Origin of the sequence: Dehalobacter sp. (genome assembly GCA_023667845.1) — a bacterium.
In the GTDB taxonomy this organism is placed as follows: Bacteria; Bacillota; Desulfitobacteriia; order Desulfitobacteriales; family Syntrophobotulaceae; genus Dehalobacter.
The window spans coordinates 423,013-433,758 of the sequence record JAMPIU010000143.1; the positions used below are offsets into that span (position 1 = coordinate 423,013).

The 10,746-nt window shown below is 47.3% G+C and carries 7 protein-coding genes; 4 read left to right on the forward strand and 3 right to left on the reverse strand.

Annotation, left to right across the window (positions count from 1 at the left end):
• The first annotated feature begins 54 nt into the window (after positions 1-54).
• Entirely contained in the window at positions 55-828 is a 774-nt protein-coding gene (locus tag NC238_12970) for an ABC transporter ATP-binding protein (GenBank protein ID MCM1566826.1), read from the forward strand.
• A gap of 3 nt (positions 829-831) precedes the next feature.
• The gene (locus NC238_12975) at positions 832-2,700 is read left to right on the forward strand and encodes a hypothetical protein (protein MCM1566827.1); all 1,869 of its coding nucleotides are present in this window, start codon (positions 832-834) and stop codon (positions 2,698-2,700) included.
• On the opposite strand, the gene NC238_12980 is transcribed toward NC238_12975, so the two are convergent.
• The 3 genes from NC238_12980 to NC238_12990 all read right to left on the reverse strand — a co-directional run bounded on the left by NC238_12980 (position 2,701) and on the right by NC238_12990 (position 5,661).
• A complete protein-coding gene (locus NC238_12980; protein MCM1566828.1) occupies positions 2,701-3,420 on the reverse strand; it encodes a glycosyltransferase in 720 nt (239 codons plus the stop codon). It lies immediately after the preceding gene.
• Positions 3,421-3,479: 59 nt separating this feature from the next.
• Positions 3,480-4,592, reverse strand: a complete 1,113-nt coding sequence (locus tag NC238_12985; protein MCM1566829.1) for an LPS biosynthesis protein RfbU — start codon at positions 4,590-4,592, stop codon at positions 3,480-3,482.
• A 169-nt stretch (positions 4,593-4,761) separates the two neighbouring features.
• The gene (locus NC238_12990) at positions 4,762-5,661 is read right to left on the reverse strand and encodes a glycosyltransferase family 2 protein (GenBank protein MCM1566830.1); all 900 of its coding nucleotides are present in this window, start codon (positions 5,659-5,661) and stop codon (positions 4,762-4,764) included.
• 300 nt (positions 5,662-5,961) lie between these two features.
• Between NC238_12990 and NC238_12995 the strand changes: the two genes are divergently transcribed.
• Both NC238_12995 and carB read left to right on the forward strand, forming a co-directional pair.
• The gene (locus tag NC238_12995) at positions 5,962-7,167 is read left to right on the forward strand and encodes a carbamoyl phosphate synthase small subunit (protein ID MCM1566831.1); all 1,206 of its coding nucleotides are present in this window, start codon (positions 5,962-5,964) and stop codon (positions 7,165-7,167) included.
• Positions 7,158-10,746 (forward strand): carbamoyl-phosphate synthase large subunit (gene carB / locus NC238_13000; protein MCM1566832.1); only part of this gene is annotated, 3,589 nt, incomplete at its 3' end. The genes NC238_12995 and carB, both read left to right, overlap by 10 nt.

Below are 10,746 nucleotides of genomic sequence, written 5' to 3' on the forward strand. Positions count from 1 at the left end.
TAACCTTCAATTTATGAATAGGTCTTAAGCCAAAAAGTTAGCAGGAGGTACGCAATGGAAAGGGTCTTGATCAGAACAAATCGTTTAACCAAAAGGTATGGTTCAGTGCCGGTTGTCAACGATCTAAACCTGGAGGTAAGAAGCGGAGAGATTTTCGGTTTCTTGGGACCGAACGGTGCCGGTAAAACAACAACGATTAAAATGCTTACTGGATTGCTGGATCCCAGCGAGGGGGAGATATCCATCTGTGATTACGATATCCGCAGGCAGCCCACTCAGGCCAAAGCCTTAATGGCTTATGTACCGGACCAGCCAAAATTGTATAACAAACTGTCAGCCCGTGAATTTTTGCACCTTATTTCAGCCCTATACCGAGTCCCAAAAGGCATTGCCAAAGAGCGGGCTGAGCAGCTCTTAGGAATGTTCGGTCTCATGGAGCGTGCAGATGAGCTATTGGAGGGTTACTCTCACGGTATGAGACAAAAGGTTGTTCTGGCGGGGGCCTTAATTCATCAGCCTAAGGTGATTCTTTTGGATGAGCCGACTGTGGGTCTTGACCCGGCCAGCGCACGCCTCCTCAAAGATATTCTTCAGGAGATGGCCCGGCAGGGTGCTGCGGTATTTGTTTCGACCCATATTCTTGAGATTGCCGAGAGAATGTGCCATCGGGTCGGTATTCTGAAAGATGGCATGCTGATTGCGCAGGGCAGCCCTGAAGAACTCCGGCAAAAAGTTGGGCACGGTGGGGAAAGCCTGGAAGATATTTTCCTGGAACTTACCGGAGTCCGTGAGAATGCTGAATTAATCAAAAGCCTGGAGGAGGAATAAACGGTGAAAATGATCATACCGCCGCCTCTGGATACCCCGCCTGCGGAAAAGTCGTTTGTTCAGGATTTTGTCCTGCTGCTAACAAATCAGCTGCGGGTGACACTTAACACGCTGAAACATCAACGAAAGAGAACTTTCATCGGAATGGGTATCCTGATGATTGTGTTTTTGAGTTTTCTGATTTCCATGGGGGCCATATCCTATGGAATGTTGAAATCAATGCAGCCTGAGACCGTTCAGGGTTTTCTCTCCTTGTTCTTTCTGGTGGGACTGGCCAGCCAGATATTCTTTGGTCTTACGGCAGCTTTTGCAGCGCTGTATATGTCCGAAGATTTGGAACTTCTTTTCATGGCACCGGTTCCTCTCCGGGTCGTTTTTGCCGTAAAAACAGTCTCTGTACTTGTGAGCAATCTTTTAGTTGCGTTCTTGTTTGTTTTTTTGCCGGGGGTGTTCTGCGGTCTGCTTTTTGAGGCCAAAGCATCCTATTATCTTCTTGTTTTCCTGTCAGGCTGCGGTTTATGGCTTAGCGGGACAGCCCTGGCCGAACTGCTGAACCTTTTGGTCATGCGTATTGTTCCGCCTCACAGGAGCAAAGAAGCCGTCGGACTCATGGGAGGGCTGGCAGGTGTCTTGATCGCGTTAGTGTTTCAGATTCCGGGAATGATGCTGGGAAGCCAAGGTAACTTGGATATTGGGACCATGCTGGCAGGCAAAGAGCAGCTGATTCACGTCATGAATTTTTTCCCGTGGGGATGGGGTTCACTTGCTTTAACCAGCGGAATAACCGACAGCTTTGCCACGGGGCTGGGATGGAGCCTCCTGATCCTTATTTTCAGTGCGTTTCTTTTTTTGATTGCCTTGATTCTTTTGGAACGGGGATTCCGGCAGGGCTTCATTTCCATCAGCCAGGGAGATGGCGGAAGACGGCGCAAAAAACGTTCAGTTTCCAGCGTTGATACGACGAACCGCCAACAGGAAAAGATTTTCTTCGGGACTGTTGGCCAGGAGCAGGAAGCAGTAGTCTTGCCGGCCTCGACGTGGGCAGGCATGTGGGCAGTGGCCAAAAAAGATTTGCTAACCTTGAAAAGGGATACCAGAGAATGGTTTAGCTATTTGATCCCTCTGATCATTATGGCCTTCTTTGTGGTTCAGTTTCTGTTCAATGCTTCGGCATCGAGTGTATCCAGTTTGGTAATGGTTCTTATCATGTACACGATTATGTTCAGCGGCAATTTGGCCTTGCAGGCGTTTGGCAGGGAAGGAGAGTCCGACTGGCTGCTAAATAGTGTGCCCCTGGCAGGGTGGCCTGTCGTCTGGGGGAAATTAACTGCAGCCGTGCTTCCCACGTTACTATTGATGGAGGCTCTTCTGGTTGGCACTTCATTGGCAGTCGGAGTTTCAACGAGCCTAACGCTTATCCTGGCACTGGCGGCGATTTTCTTAAGCCTGGGTTCCAGTGCCATTGGGCTGTATTATTCCATCAAGAACTGCCGCTATAATCCGGACAAACCACAAATGCGGATATCGCCAAGTGCTTCGCTAATGATGTATCTGATCAATTTTTGTTTCATCCTTATTTTAGGTTTAAGTCTATGCTATTTATTCCCTCCTGCCGAATTGGTCTCAGCGCTTCGGATGCTTCCATCGGTCACCTTCGAATGGAATGTACAGTCAGGACTACTTAGCGGGTTGTATTTTCTCAGCCGTCCGTTGTTTTGGCCCGTTCTGTTCCGGATGTTACTCGGAATTCTGTTGACCGGCGGGCTATGGTCACTCATCTTCTTCGGATTTATGGCTGCGACAGTCCGGCAAAGCCGCAAAGGCTTCAGGGTGGAGCTCGTGACGACCAGCAGCAAGAACCGGCTCAGATAATCAACAAGCATGAAAAGTAAATGACCCTAATACCCAGGGCTTAAAGTCAGAAACCTGTGCGACAACCTCACAATATTGTTCCATTAATTGCTGATTATCTAATTTGTAGGTATGCAGGCTGAGATCATTTCGGCGAATATAAGCAAAATTGTATTTATCAATCGCATAAATTTTGATGCCGTTTTTGGTACAGTCTGCCCCAAATTGTTCATCCGCAATATTGGCATCAATAAACTGTACTTTTTCAAAAATATTCTTCTTCATAAAAAGGGTACAGCCGATAAGATAGTCAACATAGCTGTTTTCTCTGCCAGGATGCAAAAGCGCCAGGATTTTTTGCTCTTCAAAAAAGACGAAGTGCGTTTTCTTTCCGAAAACACCCGCCTCGCTGGAAGGCGCTATTTTCATAAAATCGTTCAAGTATTCAGGACCATAATAATCGTCATGATCAAAATTAGCGATGTAGGGATATTGGGTCTGCCCGACAGCATAATTTAAACACGTTCCTGCCGAGCAGCTTTCAGGTAGCTGAATGATCCTTACATGAGGATACAATTCCGCCCTCTTGTAAAAATCGGAGAGATTAATACCGGGACCATTCAGGATGATAATAAGTTCCTTGACAGGGTAGGTTTGTCTGGCATAATTCGCGAAGATATTGTCCAGGTAAAAAGGGAAGTGAGTACAGGTAATAATGGATATTCCATCCGGCTTTGTCATTGGCGGCTCCCTAATGAAATGATTCTATTCGATATTTATCTGATTATTCAATTATTCGATTACGCGTATTGTTCTATGACGGATACTCTGTCTCTCATTTGTTTTTCAAAGTCAAAGATCTCTCTGAATTTTGCCTGCCCGCACGTCGACATGCTGTATAACTTTTCGGGGCTTTGGTAATATTCCATAATACTGTCAGCAATCTTGCCGGCATCGGCGGGGATAATAAAAAGGTCCTTTTTGTGTTCAAAATGTTCGTTCATGTTCAGTTCGTCGGTACAGAAAACAGCAACGTTGTGCAAAGCAGCATCGATGCAGCAGCCTGTAGGGAAGCCGTCAAAGTTCTTACCCGGTATCAGGACAAAAGGAAGATTCGGTGAAACGATCATGTCCATTCCGGAAAAGAATTGCGGGAAAAAGCTTTTATCTCTAAGACCATAAAATGCGATCCGGCTGCCCAACTCACTGACATCAATTTCATCCCGGTCAAAATTGCCAACGACATGAAACCTGATATCCTCTGTTACTAAAGCGAGCTTTTTGCACATCTCAATAAAAATGGGATACCCCTTATCCATTCCCGTTGGCATATATTTGTGAGCCACAAAGCAGATGTCGAGCGTATTTTTATCTTTTCCGTAGAATCGCTTGGGTACGGTCGTGTGGAAATACTCCGGATACGTCACCATCCCATAAATATAGGCAATCTTGTCCGGCGTAACAAAACTGTGGCTGGTAATATAGTCGTACGTCCTCTTCTGCGTAACAATGACTTTTCTCAAAAGAGGGGATTGCAGGACTTTGATCAGCCTGGCATCAATTTCGTCATCATTGATCCAAAATCCCCCTCCGGGATAGAGTTCAAATATAAACGGCGTGTTAAACATTTCATAGACAAAATGAAAAGCAGCAGCGTTACTTAAAAATACCATATAATACAGCGCGTAAGACTGACCGGTCCAGTCAAACTGGGTAAACGGCTTTACTTTATCCTTATACTGCGGATATACGGCAGCATATTCATGATGATGCATGTCATATCTGGTCGCATACACTTCACAGTTCGGATACTTCTCCAAATAGTAATTAAATTCGGATATCCTAAAACCCGTCGTCAGATTAGGAAAATAGTCATCGAGAATTGCTATTTTTTTTTGATTGATTGTATTCATTAATTTTTGTCCTTTCATTCTTCTTAACATTATTCTTAGCAATGCTTTTTTAATTTCTATTTCTCTAGAGTAACGTTGATTTCATTAGCTCCAGACCAAGTCTCTGTAATGGATAGCCAGCATTGAGCGGAGCATGGAGTGTGAAGCGCCGGATTTACGAATCAATCTACTAGTTGGCATTACTTACATAGAAGTTGAAATTCTCCAGGGCCCAATCCATATGGTAAAGGTGATTCTTGTAGGATTCCGGATCATGAATTGATGCGCAGTATACTGTTCGCTTACCTTCACGAAGTTCTTTAAAGCATTCAAGGTATTTCCATCCGTGGGTCAAGACAAAGGATTCATTCTTATGCTTGGTATTTCTGAGGTCAAAGCAGGTAGGATTTATTCTATTGCAGATGCACCATCGGCTGCCCTCACAGGTCGCACAAGGTACAGTCTGGAGCATATCGATCGGGATGTCGATTGCATATCCTGCTTTAAACGGTGTATATTTATTAATTCTGAGCGACAGTTCGGCATCCCCGTAGCCGTTTTCCTCGGACCAATAGCCGATAAGGTTAATAAGCTCCGGTTTTAGGATCTGGCATTGCCCGGGTACAAAATCAAGGACATTACCGACCTCAGTATGCATTAACTGCAGGTAGCTTACACCGCTTCTCTCTTGAAGGGAAACCTCCGGATAATAGGCTGGATACGGGTGGGCCTTGGACAACCCCAGCAGCCCTACCTCCGGGAAAGTTCTAAATACTTTCATAAACCGGCTTATCCAATCCGGGACATAAAAATACACATCACTTTCGAGGACAATAAAATACTGGTCTGGTTTTCTGCGGGCCAGATTGTAATTAAGCGCGTAAATGGGACCATAATTTACGGGCAGTCTTGTTTTAGATTTGATGCGGTTGTCGTTAAGACTTTGAATATAATCCCATGTTCCGTCCTGCGAATTGCTGTCAATGATATGGAGTTCAAAATCATCTGTGGTATTGAAAAGGGAGTTTAAATTTCTGGCATTTAATCCCAGTCTGTGAAATGTCGAATAGGTGATAAAAGGTGGTATCATAAATTTATTCTACCTCCAATTTTTTTCAATAACATCATATGTCGTTCTGTGGACAAGAGGTTACAAAAATATCCTCAATTTTATGTTGCTATAAAAAGCTTGGTATTCGATTCCGGCACCAAGAGAATACAGTATTCATGAAAGGGCCGCGTTTAGAAATTTTATCTTCAGCGATTCCCGTGATATAATGCTATTTGGGGAATTCTATTCCATCGATTTTACTCTTCAGATCATTTTACTTAGCGACGGCAAACAGGCTGATGATCAGCCGATCGAAATAAGAACAACGGAGGGATCCGCGTGCAGCAGAATGTGTATATGATCCTGGCCAATGGCCAGGTTTTTAAAGGGAAGCCTTTCGGGGCAGCAGGAGAGGCAGTCGGTGAGATTGTCTTTACTACTGCAATGACCGGATATTTAGAAACCCTGACTGACCCGAGCTATTTCGGGCAGATTGTGGTTCAGACGTTTCCTTTGATCGGGAATTATGGGATTATTCCGGCTGATTTTGAAAGTGATTCCCCGAAATTGAAAGCCTATGTTGTCCGGGAGTGGTGTCAAGTTCCTTCCAACTTTCGCTGTGAAGGTGAGCTTGACGCTTTTTTAAGAGCACAGAATATTGTCGGGGTCTATGGGGTTGACACCCGGGAACTCACCAAGATTATCCGCGAGGTCGGCGTAATGAACGCCAAAATCACCGCAACCCTGGACAATCTTGAAAAAGATCTGGCTGAAATCAATGCCTATAAAATTACGGACGCGGTCCAGACAGTTTCCTGCAGGGAAACAATACCGACCGAGAACACCGATGTAACCCGGAAGAGCATCTCATCCATTGAAATAGTCCCAACCAGAGACATAGGTAAGCCCGTTGACGTTGCCACATCTAGAGATGTAGCGACAGTAGTCGCCAAAGAAGTAACCGACAAATACCGGGTGGTCCTGTGGGATTTTGGAGCGAAGGAAAATATCCGGCGTGAGCTCATCAAACGCGGCTGTGAGGTTATCACGGTGCCTGCTGAGACATCCACCGAAAGTATCCTGGCTCTACACCCGGACGGGATCATGCTTTCCAACGGACCGGGAGATCCGGCCGACAATAAGGGAATTATCGCAGAGCTGAAGAAACTTTCTGCCTCCGGTCTGCCGATCTTCGGGATATGTCTCGGACATCAGCTGCTGGCCCTGGCGCAGGGTGCCGAAACGTCCAAGCTGAAATACGGGCACCGGGGCGCCAATCAGCCGGTGAAGGATTTGAAAACCGGCAGGGTTTACATTACAAGCCAGAACCATGGCTATGCGGTTGTTGCCAACAGCCTTCCTGCTCATGCCCGCATGTGTTTCCAGAATGCCAATGACGGGACTTGCGAAGGAATTGAGTATCTGAATATGCCTGCTTTTTCGGCGCAGTTTCATCCGGAAGCTTCGGCAGGACCCTTGGATACCAGCTATTTATTTGATCAATTTATTGATTTGATGAGGAAGGACTGTTCAACATGCCGTTAAATAAAACAATAAAAAAAGTACTGGTCATTGGCTCAGGTCCGATCGTCATCGGGCAGGCTGCTGAATTTGATTACGCGGGGACCCAGGCGTGCAGGGCCTTGAAAGAAGAGGGGCTGGAAGTCGTTCTGATCAACTCCAATCCAGCTACGATCATGACGGATAACGCAATGGCCGATCAAATTTACATCGAGCCGTTAACGCTGGAGACCATCAAAAGAATCATCATCAAGGAAAGACCGGACAGCATTTTATCTACGTTAGGAGGTCAGACCGGCCTGACACTTTCCATGCAGCTTGCCAAAGAAGGATTTCTAGAAAAGCAAGGTGTCAAGCTGTTAGGCGCAAATCCGGTAACTATCGATAAAGCTGAAGACCGGCAGATGTTTAAGGATACCATGGCAGCGATCAGCGAGCCTGTCATCCCTTCTCTGGTCGTGACGGATGTCCCTGCTGCCCTCGCCTTTGCGGAGGAGATCTCCTATCCGGTCATTGTCCGGCCGGCCTTTACGCTGGGCGGAACAGGCGGGGGGATTGCCTATAATGAAACCGAGCTGCAGGAAATTGCGGCCAACGGTCTGAGGCTTTCACCGATTACCCAGGTCCTAATTGAAAAATGTATTTCCGGGTGGAAAGAGATTGAGTTTGAAGTGATGCGGGATCGGGCGGGGAATGTTATTACCGTCTGCAGTATGGAGAATTTCGATCCGGTCGGGGTGCATACCGGGGATAGCATCGTTATCGCGCCGGCCGTTACGCTTTCGGACAAAGAATATCAAATGCTGCGTTCGGCTGCGCTGAATATTATTACAGCCCTGGAAGTGGAAGGCGGCTGCAACTGCCAGTTTGCGCTGCATCCGGACAGCTTTGACTATGCCGTCATTGAGGTGAACCCGAGGGTATCCCGTTCCTCAGCTCTGGCCTCGAAGGCGACGGGGTATCCGATTGCTAAAGTCGCCGCGAAAATTGCGGTCGGCTATACGCTCGATGAGATTAAAAACGCCGTTACTGGGAAGACCTATGCATGTTTTGAACCGGCACTGGATTATGTCGTGGTGAAACTGCCCAAGTGGCCGTTTGATAAATTTGTTTACGCGAAACGCACGCTGGGTACGCAGATGAAAGCAACCGGTGAAGTGATGGCCATCGGCGTGAGCTTTGAGCAGGCCATTATGAAAGCGGTCAGGGGAGCGGAGATTTCCCTGGACAGCTTGAACCTGCCCAAACTCAAGAAACTGACGGATGCCGAGATTGAACAGCTGATTGCGGTGTGTAACGATGAACGGCTTTTTGTGATATTTGAAGCGCTGCAGAGGGGCATTTCCTGCGAATCAATTCATGAAATCACTCGGATTGACCTCTGGTTCTTATACAAACTGGCTCACCTTACAGCTTTGGAAAAAGAGCTTGCCGCCGGACCTCTAACACAGGAGCTGTACGAAGAGGCCAAGAAACTCGGGTATCCTGATAAAGTGATTGAACGGCTTTCAGGGTGCAATATTGAACAGGGGATTACGCAGGGAATCTATCAGAAACTCTGGGCTTCCTACAAAATGGTCGATACCTGTGCAGCCGAATTTGAGGCAGAGACTCCGTATTTTTACGCGACGTATGATGAAGCCAATGAGGCTGAACAGTTTATTAAAGCCAGGAACAGCAGCAAGAAGACAATTATTGTCTTTGGATCCGGACCGATTCGAATCGGTCAGGGGATCGAGTTTGACTATGCTTCCGTACATTGTGTCTGGGCGCTGAAAAAAGCAGGCTATGAGGTCGTGATCGTCAACAATAACCCGGAAACTGTCTCGACCGACTTTGACACGGCCGACCGCCTGTATTTTGAACCGCTGACCAATGAGGACGTCATGAATGTGATTCAGACGGAGCAGCCCTATGGCGTCGTCGTAGCTTTTGGGGGACAAACGGCTATTAAGCTGACGAAGTTCCTGGAAGCCCAGGGGATACAGATTCTGGGCACATCGGCTGACAGCATTGATGCGGCCGAGGACAGGGAACGGTTTGACGCTTTGTTGGAAAGGCTCTCCATAAAACGGCCTCAGGGACATACTGTGATGAACACTGATGAAGCGCTGCAGGCGGCGAATAAGCTAGGATATCCAGTCCTGATGCGGCCTTCCTATGTTCTGGGTGGCCAGAATATGATTATTGCGTTTAGTGACCAGGATATCTGTGAATACATGGACATTATTCTGACTTACAACATTGAAAATCCCGTTCTGATCGATAAATACCTGTCAGGTATTGAAATCGAGGTCGATGCGATCTGTGACGGTGAAGAGATTCTGATCCCTGGTATTATGGAGCATATTGAGCGGGCCGGTATCCATTCCGGCGATTCGATTGCGGTCTATCCCGCCTGGAACTTAAGCGGAGAGCTGACGGAACGGGTCATTGACTATTCCAGAAAACTGGCCCTGGCCTTAAACACCCAGGGGCTGGTCAATATTCAGTATGTCGTTCATGCCGGAGAAATCTACGTCATTGAAGTGAACCCGCGTTCCTCAAGGACGATCCCGTATATCAGCAAAGTAACCGGTGTGCCGATGGTTGACCTCGCGACCCGGGCGATGCTTGGCGAAAAACTGACCGATATGGGCTTTGGCACAGGGCTGTATAAAACCCCGCCTTATGTCGCGGTCAAGGTTCCGGTGTTTTCGTTTGAAAAACTGATTGATGTCGATGTGCAGCTGGGTCCGGAGATGAAGTCGACGGGCGAGGTGCTGGGCATTGGCAAATCCCTCGCGGAGGCGCTTTATAAGGGACTGGTGGCTGCCGGGTACAAGATGGTAAAGCAGGGTGGCGTTTTAATTACGGTTCGCAACAGCGATAAGCCGGAGATGGTTGATATCGCCAGGAAATACAGCGAGCTGGGCTTTAAGCTCTATGCGACCGGCGGAACGGCTAAAGTGCTGGAACAGGCCGGTCTGCGGGTGATTTCGGTCAAGAAGATTCATGAATCAGAGCATGACAATATCCAAACGCTGCTGGAAAGCGGCAAGATCCATTATATTATCTCGACTTCCGCCAAAGGCAGGCTGCCCGGTCTGGACAGTGTCAAAATCCGCCGTAAAGCGGTCGAAACAGCGATTCCGTGTCTGACTTCACTGGATACGGCCAACGCCTTAGCCAACAGTCTGAAGAGCCGATATTCCCAGAACAACACGGAGCTTGTGGACATCAACCATATGCGCAGCGAACGGCGTCGACTTACCTTTACGAAAATGCAGTCCTGCGGTAACGATTATATTTATTTCAACTGCTTCAATCAGCAGATTGTCAGTCCCGAATCCCTGAGTGTTTATTTATCCGACAGGCACTACGGTATCGGCGGGGATGGGATTGTGCTGATCTGTCCGTCCGACAAAGCTGATGCGAGGATGCAGATGTTCAATCTAGATGGCAGCGAGAGCAAAATGAGCGGCAATGCACTGACATGCATTGGGAAATATCTGTACGACAACGAGATCATCGTTAAGGATCGGATTTCGATTGAAACCTTGAGCGGGACTAAAAAACTGAAACTCTATATCCAAAACGGGAAAGTCGATTCGGTCTGCGTGG

What these genes read in the sequence shown, in the direction of transcription:
- NC238_12970 (MCM1566826.1), top strand. Translation starts at nt 55, where the DNA reads ATGGAAAGGGTCTTGATCAGAACAAATCGTTTAACCAAAAGGTATGGT.
- NC238_12980 (MCM1566828.1), bottom strand. Translation starts at nt 3,420, where the DNA reads ATGACAAAGCCGGATGGAATATCCATTATTACCTGTACTCACTTCCCT.
- NC238_12985 (MCM1566829.1), bottom strand. Translation starts at nt 4,592, where the DNA reads ATGAATACAATCAATCAAAAAAAAATAGCAATTCTCGATGACTATTTT.
- NC238_12990 (MCM1566830.1), bottom strand. Translation starts at nt 5,661, where the DNA reads ATGATACCACCTTTTATCACCTATTCGACATTTCACAGACTGGGATTA.